The 16,146-nt window shown below is 33.8% G+C and carries 10 protein-coding genes; 5 read left to right on the top strand and 5 right to left on the bottom strand.

Annotated features, from left to right (window positions below; all coding sequences use genetic code 11):
• Positions 1-15: 15 nt before the first annotated feature.
• The 5 genes from OZP08_RS00665 to gldJ form a co-directional block, all read right to left on the bottom strand.
• A complete protein-coding gene (locus OZP08_RS00665) occupies positions 16-1,029 on the bottom strand; it encodes a hypothetical protein (protein ID WP_281322738.1) in 1,014 nt (337 codons plus the stop codon).
• Positions 981-2,303: a tyrosine-type recombinase/integrase gene (locus OZP08_RS00660; RefSeq protein WP_281322737.1), complete on the bottom strand. Its 1,323-nt coding sequence runs from the start codon at positions 2,301-2,303 to the stop codon at positions 981-983. Before OZP08_RS00660 ends, OZP08_RS00665 begins: the two co-directional genes overlap by 49 nt.
• A 290-nt stretch (positions 2,304-2,593) precedes the next feature.
• Entirely contained in the window at positions 2,594-4,057 is a 1,464-nt protein-coding gene (locus tag OZP08_RS00655; protein ID WP_281322736.1) for an FAD-dependent oxidoreductase, read from the bottom strand.
• 262 nt (positions 4,058-4,319) lie between these two features.
• Positions 4,320-5,606, bottom strand: coding sequence for a UDP-N-acetylmuramoyl-tripeptide--D-alanyl-D-alanine ligase (locus OZP08_RS00650; protein WP_268847824.1), 1,287 nt, complete (start codon positions 5,604-5,606; stop codon positions 4,320-4,322).
• A 62-nt stretch (positions 5,607-5,668) separates the two neighbouring features.
• Positions 5,669-7,366 carry a gliding motility lipoprotein GldJ gene (gldJ, locus tag OZP08_RS00645; protein ID WP_281322735.1) on the bottom strand — a complete coding sequence of 566 codons (1,698 nt, stop codon included), beginning with the start codon at positions 7,364-7,366 and terminating at the stop codon, positions 5,669-5,671.
• 251 nt (positions 7,367-7,617) lie between these two features.
• Here gldJ and porU point away from each other — a divergent pair, with 251 nt between their 5' ends.
• The 5 genes from porU (at position 7,618) to OZP08_RS00620 (ending at position 16,093) form a co-directional block, all read left to right on the top strand.
• Positions 7,618-11,448 carry a type IX secretion system sortase PorU gene (gene porU / locus OZP08_RS00640; protein WP_281322734.1) on the top strand — a complete coding sequence of 1,277 codons (3,831 nt, stop codon included), beginning with the start codon at positions 7,618-7,620 and terminating at the stop codon, positions 11,446-11,448.
• A 39-nt stretch (positions 11,449-11,487) separates the two neighbouring features.
• Positions 11,488-12,657 carry a type IX secretion system outer membrane channel protein PorV gene (porV, locus tag OZP08_RS00635; protein WP_268847822.1) on the top strand — a complete coding sequence of 390 codons (1,170 nt, stop codon included), beginning with the start codon at positions 11,488-11,490 and terminating at the stop codon, positions 12,655-12,657.
• A 160-nt stretch (positions 12,658-12,817) separates the two neighbouring features.
• Positions 12,818-13,300 carry a cytidine deaminase gene (gene cdd, locus OZP08_RS00630; RefSeq protein WP_281322733.1) on the top strand — a complete coding sequence of 161 codons (483 nt, stop codon included), beginning with the start codon at positions 12,818-12,820 and terminating at the stop codon, positions 13,298-13,300.
• A 152-nt stretch (positions 13,301-13,452) separates the two neighbouring features.
• The gene (gene pdhA / locus OZP08_RS00625; RefSeq protein WP_268847821.1) at positions 13,453-14,451 is read left to right on the top strand and encodes a pyruvate dehydrogenase (acetyl-transferring) E1 component subunit alpha; all 999 of its coding nucleotides are present in this window, start codon (positions 13,453-13,455) and stop codon (positions 14,449-14,451) included.
• Positions 14,452-14,458: 7 nt separating this feature from the next.
• Positions 14,459-16,093, top strand: a complete 1,635-nt coding sequence (locus OZP08_RS00620; protein ID WP_281322732.1) for a dihydrolipoamide acetyltransferase family protein — start codon at positions 14,459-14,461, stop codon at positions 16,091-16,093.
• Positions 16,094-16,146: the final 53 nt, after the last annotated feature.

Below are 16,146 nucleotides of genomic sequence, written 5' to 3'. Positions count from 1 at the left end.
GGTATACCCCAAAGGTTACCCCAAAAGTTTAATTATGTTTTGAGCCTTTAGTAAATCTTCTTTGAATTTATTTGAAGCAGAAGACAATGATTTGTTTATTTCTGATAATGTCCGTCTTATGTTGTCGGGATTCTTATCAATGATTCGAGATATAATTTCGGCTTTTTTTCTATCGGATGCATTTCCCCATTTATCGCTTCTGATTAACTCTTCAAGCAATAAAACTTTTTGGGATGCGTCCAATGCTTCTTGGGATTCTGAAGTGATATAGCTATCGGAGATATTGATTTTGTCATTTTTCCTTTTCGCATTGGGGTTTAATATACTTGCCATTTCCAAAAGACTATTATTGAGGTGTTTATCAAAAAAAAGGGTTAGATCATGTATATTTTTACTGGTAAGAGCGTTGTTTATGTCTTTCACGTATTTTTTCACAATAAACGAAAGGCATTTCTTTTGTTCTTTATTTAGGTCTAATGTTTCAGATTCTAAATTTTCATCTGAATTTTTGCCAGTCTTTTTTTTGTCAGTCTTTTTAAAAATATTTGATTCATACGAAAAAGGGTATTCATCTAAAATACAGGGAATGCACTCCGTGAGAACACCAAACATTTCAATTTCTTCATTTTTCTGTTTTATTAATTTTAGTGTTTCTTTATAAGTTGTTTTATCATGTAACAGTAAGGAAAGTATATTTAAAAACTCATTGAAAATCAATTCCAGATGCCCTTTTTCAGTGTAATCAAAGACTTCCATTTTGTTGTTTTCCTCTACTGTATCATTTCCTTCTACTGTATCATTTCCTTCTACTTTATTTTTCTCCTTTACCTTATCATTTTCCTCAATAGTGTATTGGCAATCCCATTCATATATATCATATAAATAATCATAATATATTTTAAAAATGGGATTCCCATTCACTAATTCGTCTAAGGTATAAGGCTTGCTTATATATTTGTAATCAACGGTCATTTTATATTCTATAGTTTTTGTTTCTTGGCTTGTTTTTCGGCTTCTACTTTTTTCCAATGTTCTTTTAACTTTTCTGCGTGTTCCCTTGGAGTGATTTTTATGTATTTTAAAAACATGGTTTCGGTTTTGTGTCCAGTAATTGCCATTATGGTTGGATTGTCCAATTTTCCGTAAAGATTACTTGCAAAAGAACGTCTGCAAGTGTGTGAGGTTATTAATTCGTGCTTGGGATATGAGCCAAACTCTTTTCGCATCATACTTTTTATTTTTACTTTACTGTCTCCAAAAAAGTCTTTTTCGTCTTTTTTGTTTATCATTTTTGCGCCATCCACCATATCAGCAAAACCAATGGTTTTACAAACTTCTTTCACGTATTCATTAAATTTTTGGTCAGATATAGTAGGGGGGAGTGCACCGTTTCTTTTTTGCAAAATTGCCTTTACTTGGCTGTGCATTGGGATAACTACGGGGTGCTCGGTTTTGCTAGTTTCAATTTCTATATAATCACCTACAATATTGAGCTGTTTTAATTTCATAAAATCTGAAATCCTAAGTCCAGTACGCAATCCAATGATAAAATTGTCCCTTGTTCTATCCAATCGCTCCTGTTGCTCAAAATTATAGTTAAAAACAGTGTCTATTTCTGCTTCTGTGAGGTAAACATCTTTGGTTTTATTTGAAATAGCTTTAAAATCGCTGTGTTTGTATTGCGGACTTATTGGCAACCCATCAATTTCTATTTTACTGCACCAATTCTTTATAATGGTAATAAATCCACCAACAGTATTATTGTTCAGCATTTCAACTTTTTGGCAGTAAAATAAAAAGCTTTCGTAAAATTTCAAATCAATATCCTGAAACCGAAGTTTGGTTTCGAAGTGCGTTTGATAATCGGTAAGTTTGTTTTTAACCCTATTGAATTTTATGATTGTGCTTTCTGAAGGAGGCATTGCTTTATTGGGGCAATCGGCAATAAATTTCTCAATCCAAGCCACAAAATAAATTTTATGGGATTCATCAGTATTTACTCTTCCAAAAAAAGTATTTATTTGAGTCTTTAACCAAGTGTTATTAATATTTTGTTGTGAATTAAAATCGATGTTGTACTGGTCAAGAATAAAGGTTTTTAAATTGCGTAGTTTACTGTTTGTAAAATCTCTGTTTGTAACCGTGGCTATATTTTTAACTTCCTGCTTATCTTTGTTCCAATGCTCAAACTGAACATTTAATTTTGTTCCCGCAGTTTGGTCGATTCTGTTACTGTCCCAAAAACGAACATAAATATTTGAGGTTGCCGATTTTGATTTTTTAATGAAATATTTTAGGTTCATATCCAATATTTTGAGAATACGAATATAGTTAAAATCCCGAAATATTCCCGAAAAGATTCAAATTTATTCAGATTTACCTTAATTCAACTTAATTTTTTTGTAAGTATTATTTTTGACAAATCATTAATTTTACTGGGTTTCTTGTGGTTTTAGCTCTTTTTCAGATTCTTACAAATTAAGAAGGTTCTGTTTCCTCATCGCCCACAAAAAACTCCTTAAGGAATTAAGGAGTTTTTTTATGCCTAAATTTTACTTACGATATTTAGGTTTGATTAGTTTTTGATCCCTTTTTATCTATATTTTTTCTTTAGACATCGTCCTCTCGGTTCATCACTCTCATGAAGGACAATTTCAGAATGTAGGAACTGTGCGGCATCGGCTGAATCTTTTACTTTGATGGCACTGCGTTCTAGCATTTCTGATTCAAACTCTGTTAATACACTTTCTCTTATCCCAGCTTTTCTCCATTGTGATAATGGTCTACATCCTCTTGTGATTCCTCGGGCCAACGTGAGTGCATCCAGCAGGGCTTGATTCGCCCCCTGTCCTTTGAATGGGCTCATTGGGTGAGCTGCGTCTCCAATCAGAGTCACTTGTCCTCCTTTCGTTAATAATTTTGAGTCGAGTAATTCTCGGTCATATACAGGATAGCCAGAAATCTGAGTTTCCTGAGTCATTGCTATAATCTGAGGAATTGGATCGTGCCACTGAGTTCGACGAGATGCTTCTTTTTTTAATGCTTGAGGACCTTTAGCACTTAATGTTTTGGCCTCTTTTTCTGGTATCGGGAAGCTAAGTTGCCACATCACTGAGTCTGAGGTATAAGGCATAATATAGATCCGCTCATTACCATTGGCGGTTTGAAATACAGTAGATGAGTCTAATAAAGAGCTGTTAATACCTTTGAGAGCACTCAAAGGACAGATGCCTAATATCACAATACAGCCTAGGTAACGCAAGGGAGTAATATCTTCACCAATGATTAATCTTCTTACCGAACTGCGAATACCGTCAGCTCCAACCAGAAGATCTGCCTTGAAGCTTTTTATCTCTCCATTTACATTAAAATTTAAATTAATGCAATTACCTTCAGATTTCTTAAAATCTATTAACTGATGTCCCCATTGTACTGCATTATGTTCGCCGAGTTGCTTTAGTAGAGCTAAACGCAAAGATTGTCTTGCAATATGTACATTTGTGCGTTTTGGTGAAGTTTTTGTGTCTGACTGCAACCACTTTCTGATTCCCCATTCACCAATCACTTTTCCTTCTGTAGTATGAACCAAATGTCTAGTTGAAATTACCCCTTCGTCTAATGAGAAAATTCCAAATCCTTCAATTGCTTTACTTGCTTGTTGCAAAGTAAGTCCATAGCCTTGAGATCGGGCATCGAAGTTATTATCACGTTCATAGAGAGTGAAAGGAATGCCGCGGTGTAAACATGCCACTGCTAAAGCTACTCCGCCTATACCGCCACCAATAATAGCGACATGTGGATAGTTTTCTTTATCTGCTGCAGGGTGGCTGGTGGAATGAAGCAATCCGGATCCGGTACAATTTAAGCATGAATTTAGATGGCTTTTAGGACGAACTGGTGCAGTTCCTTCGTCTTTAGTTTTTTCAAATTGATCAAATTCTTTCTGGTAACGAAGTCGTGCTTTCTTGCTGAGCCTTTGTCTTTTTTTTCCAAGTCCTTGACATTCCTGGCAAATAGTCCAGCTTGCTTCTGCATTTTGTGCTTTTTTTACTTCCAATTTATTTAACTTGATCTTGAGTTCTCAGTCTAAGAAAAAATGAGAATAACTTCTATGTGACTTAATGTGAGAAACTTATATTTTTAATGTTTTGCCGGTTGAAACGGGCGTGCAAATTTAAGACAAAAGATTGCCAGTGCAAAATTGCTTACATTGTTTATGTGTGGTTTTAATTTTTTTATCATAAACATTAAATAAAGAAAATATAAACCACTTAAAAATTACAACGCCTTTAGGGATACTGAAGGCGTTGTTTTGTATTTTATGAAATAAAGTTTAATGTTCTCTCTAGAGCCATTCCTCTGGAGCCTTTTATAAGTATCATTTTATCTTCAAAGCTTTTTTGTTTTAAGATTTCCGAAAATTGATCGAAGCTTTCATAAAAATGGAAATTGTTTTTCTCTATTTTATTATGATAAAAATCTTTTCCGATAAAATAACAAACAGTCTTTTCCTCTTTTGAAAGTAAATAAATGATGTTTTTATGTTCCTCTAAGCTCTCAGTTCCTAACTCAAACATGTCGCCAAGAATAGCAATTTTATTAGGTTTGTCTAACTGTGCAAAATTTTCAATTGCCACAGCCATGCTGCTAGGGTTTGCATTATAGGCATCTAGAATAATTTGGTTTGTGCCTTTTGTTAATAATTGTGAGCGGTTATTTTCGGGAATATAACTTTCTAAAGCTTCTTTTATAGCTTTATCATCAACTCCAAAATACTTTCCAATAGTAATTGCAGCATTTATATTGTTGGAGTTGTATAGGCCAATTAAATGTGATGAAATTACAATATTTGAATAATTAATTGTGACAAAAGGATTTGCCTCTATAGATTTAATATTGAGATTGGCGCTTTCTTTGTTTATGCCAAAAGAATAAGATTTTAAAGTTTTTGCTTTTTCAACTTGAATTGGATCTTCGAGATTTATAAAGCATAATTTATCATTTTTAGATAAATAAGCATACATTTCGCTTTTACCTTCAATAACTCCTTGGACTCCGCCAAAACCTTCTAAATGGGCTTTGCCAAAATTGGTTATATATCCATAGTCTGGCTTTGCTAATTCACATAGAAATTCAATTTCTTTTTTATGATTCGCTCCCATTTCTACAATACCAATCTCTGTTTCGGAATTAAAAGATAACAAAGTTAGAGGTACGCCGATGTGGTTGTTTAAATTTCCAACAGTAGCTTTTGTGTTGAATTTTTTAGAAAGTACAACATGAATAAGTTCTTTAGTTGTTGTCTTTCCGTTGCTACCAGTTAGAGCGATTATGGGTAATTTTAAATAGGCTCTGTGAAACTTTGCTAGTTCTTGTAAGGTCTCTAAACTATTTTTGACTAAAATGGTTCTATTGTCTATAAAAAAATCGGCATTGTCAATTATAACATAGGAAGCTCCTTTTTCTAATGCTTCTTTTGCGAATGTATTGGCGTCAAAGTTTTCACCTTTAATAGCTACAAAAAGTGAATTGGACTCAATCTTACGTGTGTCAATTGAAATAGAATTGCATTTTAAAAACAGATTATGAATGTATTCGATATCCATATTATATAGTTTAAAAAATAAAAGCCCTAATTAAAGGGCTTTTAGATAGATTTTTATAAATATTAATTTCTAGGTGATTTTTTTGAATTAGATTTTGAACCCACTCTAGACATTGCACATCTGAATCCGATGTAATCAGTTGCCATATCTTGAGGGAAGAATCTTCTTTGAGCTGGGTCTAACCAATAAGCTCTGTCTCTCCAAGATCCTCCTTTGTATACTCTAACAGCATCATTAATTAAAGTAGTTCTTTTAGATGACTTGTCATATTTTCTTTCCATATTTCCTAAGCTGTCAATTTTTACATTGTGCTTTGGAGCATTATACATGGCTTCTTTTTCAGTCATTTTACCTTTGTCAGCGTCAGCTCCACCAAATTTATAGAATTTAGTAGATTGCTTGTCACCATCTCTGTAGTTGATGTTGTCGCTAGTGCTGAAATTTTGTCTTAAATAAGTTTCGTTATCGTCAACTGGAACTTGAGCAATTTCACCAGCTAATCTTTTAGCTACTAATTTACCATTGCTTAAAGTATCATATACTATATTTTGGCTTGTGATAACATCAAGTTTTCCGTCTTTTCCAATTTTGTTTTTAGTGTAAACGTTACCTCTGAAGTAGTTAAAGTCATTTGTTTCAACATCTACAATAGGTCTGTATACATCAGCAACCCATTCTGCTACGTTTCCAGCCATGTCATATAAACCAAAATCATTAGCAGGGTATTTTTTTACTTCATTAGTAATGTCAGCTCCGTCATCAGACCATCCAGCAATTCCACCGTAATCTCCATTTCCTTGCTTGAAGTTAGCCAATTGGAATCCTTTGTTAGATCTTTTTCCAGAACGTGTATAACTTCCAGACCAAGGATATTTCTTTTGACCTTTATAGATATTGTACTCTCTTTGTCCAACATCTGCAGCAGCTGCATATTCCCACTCAGACTCTGTAGGTAGTCTGTATTCTGGTAAAAGGATACCAGTTGATCTTTGCGCGTATACATTTTTTTCTTCAACAACTTTACCGTTTTTATCAGGTTTAGGACCTTTTCTAGCTCCTTTTGCTTTTAAAACGATTTCTTCGTTACCACCGTAAGTAAGTGTTGGTGCAGCTAAATATGTTTCTGTACTAAAATTGCTTTCTGCAGAAACATCTAATGATTTAGCGTTTTTCTTTAAATAACCATTTTTTTCTAGGATAGCTTCGTTTACACGTTCAGTTCTCCATCTGCTAAACTCAACTGCTTGAACCCAGTTTACACCAACTACAGGGTAGTTTGCATAAGCAGGATGTCTTAAGTAATTGTTTGTCATAGTTTCATTATAACCCAATCTGTTTCTCCAAACTAATGTGTCTGGTGAAGCTCCTTCATAGATGTTTTTGTAGTTTTCTTCTGTTGGAGGGTATACTTTTTTCAACCATTCTAAATATTCAAGATACATTAAGTTGGTAACTTCAGTTTCATCCATGTAAAATGACATTACATGTTGTTGGTTTGGTACATTGTTCCAATCGTGCATTACGTCATCTTGGATTAATCCTTTAGTAAAGGTTCCTCCTTCGATAAAAACCAATCCTGGTCCTGTTTCTTGTTCTTTGTGGCTTGATGCATTTTTGAAACCGCCTTTTGCACTACTTACATTCCACCCAGTTCCTCTTGAGGTGCTGTCGGATTTAGATTTTTTGCTACAGCTTGCTAAACCCACGACTAATGTTAGGGCTAACATCGTTTTTAAGGCTATGCTTTTAATTACTTTCATGTTTTCTAGTAGGTGATGATTAATTTAGGTGGCGCAATGTAGTAATTAAGTATTAATACACAAAACCAATTTACAACTTATTTTAATGTTTCTTTTTGATTATTTCTAAACGCAAAATTATATTTTTTATTACACAAAACAACAAAAAAAGGAATTTAATATTTCATGATTATGAGGTTAACAAAAATGATTATTGATATTTTTTATTTACTTTTAACAATTATTCCAAGCATATTTAGTTAATTGTTTTCATGAGAAATCTTTTTTTTTCCTTTATCATTTTGTTGCCCTTAGTTGCTTTTTCACAAGCAAAAGGAGATGTTGTAATAGAATGGAATACTAATTCTGAAATGGTTTTTGGTAATCATGTAAAACATATCCCTCATTTTAAGGGCTCTAGCTATTATTATGATTCCAATCTAGAGTCTATTTCGTATAATTTAAATCTTGCTAATCCTACTGTTTTTGATGAAAGTAATTTGCAAATTTCAAATTTGATTTATGAGAGTATTTCGATTGCTGACTTAGGTGATTTAAAGATTCTGAATATTCCTAACGCCGTAAATGCTTTAGTATACTCTATTGATTCTAGAAATTTAAGGCAGACATTTTTAAAAATAGCTCCAATTATTAAGGATAACAATGGGTATAAAAGGGTTAAATCGTTTTCATATAATCTAAATTTTGGGTCTACCAGAAAATCTGTTGCTAATAAAAGGAGTTCTTCCGTGAGTAATTCTGTTTTAGCTTCAGGTGAATGGTTTCGATTTTATATCGAAAAATCAGGAGTTTATAAAATTTCCAAAAGTTTTTTACAGGATCTCGGTCTTAATTTAAATGGAGTTGATCCTAGGAAAATAAAAATTTATGGTAATGGTGGAAGGATGCTTCCGCTTTCTAATAGTATAAATTATCCTTTTGATTTAACTGAAAACGCCATTCAGGTGCAAGGAGAAAATGATGGTGCTTTTAATGCGGATGATTATATTCTATTTTATGGAGAGGGTGTTGATAATTGGAATGATGAGAGTCAAACAAATTTAAATTTATACGATTCTAAATCATACTACTATATTACTGTGCAAGGGGGTGATGGTAAAAGAATTCCTGATATGCTTCAACCTTCAGGAGGAGCTACTTTAAATTTGTCAACTTTTGATGATTATCGATTTCATGAGGTTGATCTTGTAAATATTGCTCATTTGGGTAGACAATGGTTTGGTGAAGTTTTTGATGTTTCCCAAGATCAAGAATTTTCTTTTGATTTTCCTAATATAGATGCGACAGTTCCAGTAAAAATTAATGTAGGATTGGCTTCGGCAGCCTATACACCTACCTCTTTTAAAATTTTGACAAATGGTAGTGATTTGGGTACCGTTTCGTTTCCATCTTTAAATACGAACTCAGAAATACAATATACTTCGGGGTTTCTGCCGGATAACACAACGTTTGCAGGTTCGCAAAACATAAAAATAAGATTGACCTACAATAATAATGGCGTTCCGGGATCTAAAGGTTATCTTGATTATATTCGATTGATTGCCAAAAGTAAGCTTCAGGGATACGGGAAACAATTCCGATTTCAATATGATTTATCAAATTCGAGTTTAGGGATTGTTAATTACTCTGTTTCTAATGCATCTACGATTTCTCAAGTGTGGGATATTACGGATATTTATAATGTTACTAAAGCAGAAAATGCAAACCAAAGTATTTTTTCATTCAAAGCTAACCTTGGGGAACTGAAAAAATATATAGCTATTGATTCTCAAGATTATTATACACCTTTAAAAGAATCTAAAGCAAAAATTTCTAACACAAATATTAAAGGTACAGTTTTTAGAAATGCTCAAGGTCAGTTTCAAGATGTAGATTATATAATTGTAACTCCAGAATTTTTAAAAACACAGGCCGAAAAGTTGGCCAATTTTCATCGGAAAAATTCTAATTTGAATGTGAAGGTATTGACTTTGGAAAATATCTATCAAGAGTTTTCGTCTGGCAAACAAGATATTTCCGCTATACGAAACTGTATAAAATATGTGTATGATAATGCATCTGCCCCTGATAGAAGAGTACAATTTGTCAATCTTTTTGGAGATGCTTCATATGACTATAAAAATAGAATTGTAAATAACTCAAACATTGTACCTATATATGAGTCTTTAAAAAGTAATACTATGGGTGAAGATTCTTTTGCGTCCGATGATTTTTATGGATTAATGGATGATTCAGAAGGAAATATTGTGTCTTTTTTTGGAGGTATAGATATTGCGGTTGGTCGAATGTTGGTTAGCAATACAATTCAGGCAGATGAAATGGTTAATAAAGTAGTCGAATATTATGATAAGCAATCATATGGAAATTGGAGAAATAATTATATGTCACTTGCTGATGATTCGGATAAAGCATCAGATGCTTCTTTGCAATCAAGACAAAATGCAATGGCAGATCAGATTACTCTTCAAAAACCATTTTTGAATGTGTCTAAAATATTTCTGGATTCCTACACTCAAGAAGCTTCCTCTGGTGGAGAACGATATCCTAAAGCTAAATCGGATTTCTATAACGAATTCGAAAAAGGAGCTTTAGTTTTTAATTATTTAGGACATGGCGGAGAGGATGGATTGTCTAGTGAACGAATATGGGATAAAGCGGATAGTCAAAATGTGAGTAATCAATTCAAATACCCTTTATTTATAACTATTACTTGTGAGTTTTCTCGTTTTGATAATCCATCACGCCCAACTGCAGGAGAATATATTTATTGGAATCCAAAAGGTGGAGCTATTTCTCTGGTTACAACCATACGTTCTATAGGACAGTTTAGTGCTGAGAATTTTAATGATTTATTTACAGAAAATCTTCTGTCTTATGGTTCAAATAAATATGTATCTATAGCTGAGGCATTGAGAGTTTCTAAAAATTTCAATCCAAATTCAGCAACGAATGTTGTGCTCTATTTGGGTGATCCTGCTTTGAAATTGGCAATTCCAAAACCAAAAGTGACACTTACTAAAGTTAATGATATTCCGATCAATCAAGTAATACCTGATTTTAAATCATTGGCTAAAATGAAAATCACTGGACAAGTAACTGATGAGAATGATGTTCCGATGACTAATTTCAATGGTGTTTTGTCTACGGTTATGTTTGATAAAATGATGACTAAAACTACTTTAAATAATGATGGATTTAGCCCGCCAATGAGTTTTAGTGTATTAGGTGAAGCTATTTTTAGAGGAAATGCATCCGTTACAAATGGTCAATTTGAATATAGTTTTATAGTTCCTAAAGATATACGTATTCCGTTGGATAAAGGGAAATTAAGTTTTTATGCTAAAAAAGGAGAGGCTCTTGAGGATGTAACGGGATATAATTCGTCTATAATGGTTGGGGGGATCAATGAAAATGCTGCTGAGGACAATATAAGTCCAAAAGTAGAGTTATATATGAACGATCAGACATTTGTCTCTGGAGGAATAACAAATGAGTCGCCCTTTATTCTTGCCTTTATGCATGATGAAAGTGGTATTAATACTGCTGGAGGTATCGGGCATGATATTGTTGCAATTTTGGATGGTGATGTAAGTAATCCTTATATATTAAATGATTATTATCAAACGGAGTTGGATGATTTTACTAAAGGGAGTTTGCGATTTCCGCTTCGAAACCTTAAAGTAGGTTTGCATACATTAACTTTGACAGTTTGGGATGTGTATAATAATCCAACAACAAAAGAAATTCAGTTTTTAGTTGTTGGAAATGAAGATATAACACTGTCGAACGTATTGAATTATCCAAATCCGTGCGTTAATTATACAGAGTTTTGGTTTTCTCATAATAAACCAAATGAACCTTTGGAAGTTCAGGTTCAGGTTTTAACAATAACCGGAAAAGTAGTTTGGACTAAAAATCAGACCATTACTACACCGGGTTTTTTGTCAAGAGAAATTTCTTGGAATACTAGAGATGATTTTGGTAATAAATTAGGAAAGGGAGTTTATGTTTATAAACTTAAGGTAAAATCAACGCTATCTAATAAGAGAGTTGAAAAATTTGAAAAACTTGTAATTCTTTAATAATATAGTATATTTACTGCAAATTAATTATTTTTGATAATGAAAAAAACTGTCCTATTTATTGCAATTTTATTTGCCTTTAATTGCGCCATTGCCCAGGAGAATACAATAACTACTGCGGTTCCTTTTCTAATGGTTGCTGCAGATGCTAAGGCTGCGGGTATGGGTGACAATGGTGTTGCTTCTTCTGCAGATGCTTTTTCTCAGCAATGGAATCCCGCAAAGTATGCTTTTTCAACTGATAAGCAAGGTTTCTCTTTGAGTTATACCCCATATTTGACTGATTTAGCAAATGATATTTCTTTAGGACAAATAACATATTATAATAGGTACGATGAACGAAGTGCTTTTGGTGCAAGTTTTCGTTATTTTGGGTTAGGGGATATTGAATTAAGACAAAATCCTGACCCGAATGACTTTTTGGTAGTTTCTCCAAACGAGTTTGCTTTTGATTTATCATATTCTTTGAAATTAAGTGATGTGTTCTCAATGGCTGTTGCTGGTCGTTATATAAATTCGAACCTGAAAGTAGCTACAGAAAATAATGACGCCTCTTCGGCAAGCAGTTTTGCAGTAGATATCGCTGGATTTTATCAATCTGAAGAAATTGCTTATGCAGACTTTAATGGTAGATGGAGAGCTGGATTTAACTTCCAGAACATGGGGCCTAAAATGAGTTATGATAACGATGATATAAATAATAACTTTTTGCCTGCTAATATGAGATTAGGTGGGGGATTTGATTTTATATTAGACGAATATAATAAGGTTGCCGTGAATTTGGAAGTAACTAAATTAATGGTTCCTACTCCGCAAGATCCAACTGATTTAAATGGGAATGGTATAATTGATTCTGATGAAGAACAAAAAAATAGAGACGATTATAAATCTATTGGATGGTTTTCGGGAATGTTTCAATCATTTACAGATGCGCCAGGAGGATTTAGTGAAGAATTAAAAGAGGTTACTTACTCTTTAGGGTCTGAATATGTGTATCAAGATGCATTTTCATTTCGTGCAGGATATTTTTATGAAAACCCTAATAAAGGAGCAAGGGAGTTTTTCTCTCTTGGGGCAGGATTTAAATATAGCTCTGTTAAAATAGATGTTTCTTACTTATTCTCTGCGTCTAAAGTACAAAATCCACTAGAAAATACTTTGCGCTTTTCTTTGACGTTTAACTTTGGAGAAAAATACGAAAATTATTAAAGTTTCTTAAATTTTACATACAACGAAAATCCAAGTTTCATTTTTTGAAATTGGATTTTTTTGTTTTTAATTAACTAATGATTAGGAAGAGAAAAAAGGTAGAAGCTATTGTAAAGTTCTATTTTGTTCAATAACGTTTTTAAAAAATAATATATAATTAATGAAAGATATAGTAATCACTTCGCAATTAACAGTTTTTGAGACTATTCAAGAATTGCCAGAGGATGTCCAAAATCTGATGGAAAAAGCAATAGAGGTTAGAAAAAGTGCTTATGCGCCATATTCGAAATTTAGAGTTGGAGCTGCAATTCTTTTAGATAATGGAGAAGTTGTTCTAGGATCAAATCAAGAAAATGCTGCATATCCATCAGGATTGTGCGCAGAACGTGTCGCTATTTTTCAGGCTGGAGCTATTTATCCAGAAGCAAAAATCTTGAAAATTGCTATTACAGCTGCTTCTGACAATAGTTGTACAGATACTCCGGTTCCTCCGTGTGGATCATGCAGACAATCAATAGCTGAATATGAAACTAGACAAGAAACTCCTATTGAAATTTATTTTATGGGAGAAATAGGTGCAATTCATAAATCGGCTTCACTTAGAAACCTGCTTCCTTTTATATTTGAAAAAAAATTACTTTAAAAATTACGTTATAAATTTTAGTTCTAAGTAGGAATGTCTTATTTTTGCATCCCGACCCCTTCGGGGCGCAAATTTGTGGTGAGGAGACTATTTTGCGTTACTAGGTCATAATTGATAATACAATAACACTTAAGCAAAAGAAAATAATTCAGATGAAAGAAGTTACAAAAGAGGTGTATTTGAAGTGGTATGAAGACATGTTACTTTGGAGAAAGTTTGAAGACAAACTCGCGGCATTATACATTCAACAAAAAGTTAGAGGTTTCCTACACTTATATAATGGTCAAGAAGCTGTATTAGCGGGTGCTTTACACGCTATGGATTTGACAAAAGACAAAATGATTACTGCCTATAGAAATCACGTTCAGCCAATTGGTATGGGAGTAGATCCTAGACGAGTAATGGCAGAACTTTTAGGAAAAGCAACTGGAACATCAAAAGGAATGGGTGGATCAATGCATATTTTCTCAAAAGAGCACCGCTTTTATGGAGGTCACGGGATTGTAGGAGGTCAAATTCCACTTGGAGCTGGTTTGGCATTTGGTGACAAATACAATGGTACAGGTGGTGTAACTATGACTTATTTTGGAGATGGTGCTGCACGTCAAGGTTCTTTACATGAAGCTTTTAATATGGCCATGTTGTGGAAACTTCCAGTAGTTTTTATAGTAGAAAACAATGGTTATGCTATGGGAACTTCTGTAGAAAGAACAGCAAATCACACTGATATTTGGAAACTTGGTTTAGGATATGAAATGCCTTGCGGACCAGTAGACGGAATGAATCCTGTAAAAGTTGCCGAAGCTATGACAGAAGCAATAGACAGAGCAAGACGAGGTGACGGACCAACTTTTCTTGAAATGAAAACGTACCGTTACAGAGGACACTCTATGTCTGATGCACAATTATACCGCTCTAAAGAAGAGGTTGAAGAATATAAAAAGATAGATCCAATCACTCAAGTTTTAGACGTGATTTTAGATCAAAAATTCGCTACACAAGAAGAAATTGAGATAATTGATCAAAGAGTAAAAGATTTAGTAGAAGAATGCGCTCAATTTGCTGAAGAATCTCCTTACCCAGAAACTCAACAATTATACGACGTAGTGTACGAGCAAGAAAACTATCCATTCACACCTCATAAATTATAAATCAATTATGGCAACAATTGTAACAATGCCTCGCTTGAGCGATACTATGACAGAAGGAACGGTAGCAGCTTGGCTTAAAAAAGTAGGAGACAAAGTAAGCGAAGGAGATATCTTAGCGGAAATTGAAACCGACAAAGCAACAATGGAATTTGAATCCTTCAATGAAGGAACACTTTTATATATTGGAATACCAGAAGGAGAAACTGCACCGGTAGATTCTTTATTAGCAATTATAGGAAAAGAAGGAGAAGATGTTTCTGCTTTGATTTCTGGAGGTTCAGCAGCACCAGTTGCAGCAGAATCAACACCAGCTCCGGTTGAAGAAAAAGTAGCAGAAGTAGTAGCACCAACTCAGGCGGCAGCTTTGCCAAAAGGAGTAGTCGTAGTAACAATGCCTCGTTTGAGTGATACTATGACCGAAGGAACTGTAGCCACTTGGTTGAAAAAAGTAGGAGATAAAGTAAGCGAAGGAGATATTCTTGCTGAAATCGAAACTGATAAAGCTACAATGGAATTCGAATCTTTCAATGAAGGAACTTTATTGTTCATTGGAATTCAAGAAGGAAATACAGCTCCTGTAGATAGTCTTTTAGCTATCATAGGACCTGCAGGAACAGATGTTAGCGGAATCGCAGAAAATTATAAAGTTGGTGGAGCAGCTCCAACAGCTACAGTAGAAAAAGAAGAAGTTAAAGCTACTTCATCTGATAATTCTGTAGAAGCAGTTGAAGCCGTAACTGACGGGAAAAGAATTTTGGCATCACCTTTAGCAAAAAAAATAGCTAGTGACAAAGGAATTCAATTAGCACAAGTAAAAGGAACAGGTGAAAACGGTCGTATCGTGAAAAGCGATATCGAAAACTTCACACCAGCAACTACTGCTGCTCCAGTTGCGACAGAGGCTAAAGCTCCAGAAGCTGTAAAAACAGAAGCTCCAAAAGTATTTGTACCGGCAGGAGAAGTTTTTACAGAAGAAATCAAAAATTCGCAAATGCGTAAAATCATTGCGAAGCGTTTGGCTGAATCATTGTTTACAGCACCACATTACAACCTTGTAATAGAAGTAACAATGGATGAGGCTATGCAATCGAGAGCAGTTATCAATAGCGTTCCGGATACTAAAGTATCTTTTAACGATATGGTAATCAAAGCTTGTGCATTAGCATTGAAAAAACACCCGAAAATCAATTCACAATGGAGAGAGGATGCAATTATCATCAATCACCATGTAAATATAGGAGTAGCTGTGGCAGTTGAAGACGGATTAGTAGTTCCAGTTTTGAGATTTACAGATGCTATGAGTTTATCTCAAATAGGTGCAAGTGTTAGAGATTTGGCAGGAAGAGCTAAAAACAAAAAATTATTACCTACAGAAATGGAAGGAAGTACTTTTACAGTTTCTAATCTTGGAATGTTTGGTATAACTGAATTTAATTCTATCATCAACCAACCAAATTCAGCTATTTTGTCTGTAGGAGCTATTGTTGAAAAGCCAGTAGTGAAAAATGGACAGATTGTAGTAGGAAACACTATGATGCTATCTTTAGCTTGTGATCACAGAACAATTGATGGAGCAACAGGTGCACAATTTTTACAAACATTAAAACAATACATCGAAAATCCAGTTACTATGCTGGCGTAATAGATTTATTTTTATATTTACAAATCCCGTTTTTTGAATATCAAAAACGGGAT

It is taken from the genome of Flavobacterium aestivum (genome assembly GCF_026870175.2).
Lineage (GTDB): Bacteria > Bacteroidota > Bacteroidia > Flavobacteriales > Flavobacteriaceae > Flavobacterium > Flavobacterium aestivum.
The sequence above is the reverse complement of the archived record's forward strand: the minus strand, read 5'-3'. Positions and strand labels throughout refer to the sequence as shown.

Bases quoted from the DNA above. Each gene is read 5' to 3' on its own strand.
- OZP08_RS00660 (WP_281322737.1), bottom strand. From the start codon at position 2,303: ATGAACCTAAAATATTTCATTAAAAAATCAAAATCGGCAACCTCAAAT.
- gldJ (WP_281322735.1), bottom strand. From the start codon at position 7,366: ATGAAAGTAATTAAAAGCATAGCCTTAAAAACGATGTTAGCCCTAACA.
- pdhA (WP_268847821.1), top strand. From the start codon at position 13,453: ATGAAAGAAGTTACAAAAGAGGTGTATTTGAAGTGGTATGAAGACATG.
- OZP08_RS00620 (WP_281322732.1), top strand. From the start codon at position 14,459: ATGGCAACAATTGTAACAATGCCTCGCTTGAGCGATACTATGACAGAA.
- OZP08_RS00650 (WP_268847824.1), bottom strand. From the start codon at position 5,606: ATGGATATCGAATACATTCATAATCTGTTTTTAAAATGCAATTCTATT.
- porV (WP_268847822.1), top strand. From the start codon at position 11,488: ATGAAAAAAACTGTCCTATTTATTGCAATTTTATTTGCCTTTAATTGC.
- porU (WP_281322734.1), top strand. From the start codon at position 7,618: ATGAGAAATCTTTTTTTTTCCTTTATCATTTTGTTGCCCTTAGTTGCT.
- cdd (WP_281322733.1), top strand. From the start codon at position 12,818: ATGAAAGATATAGTAATCACTTCGCAATTAACAGTTTTTGAGACTATT.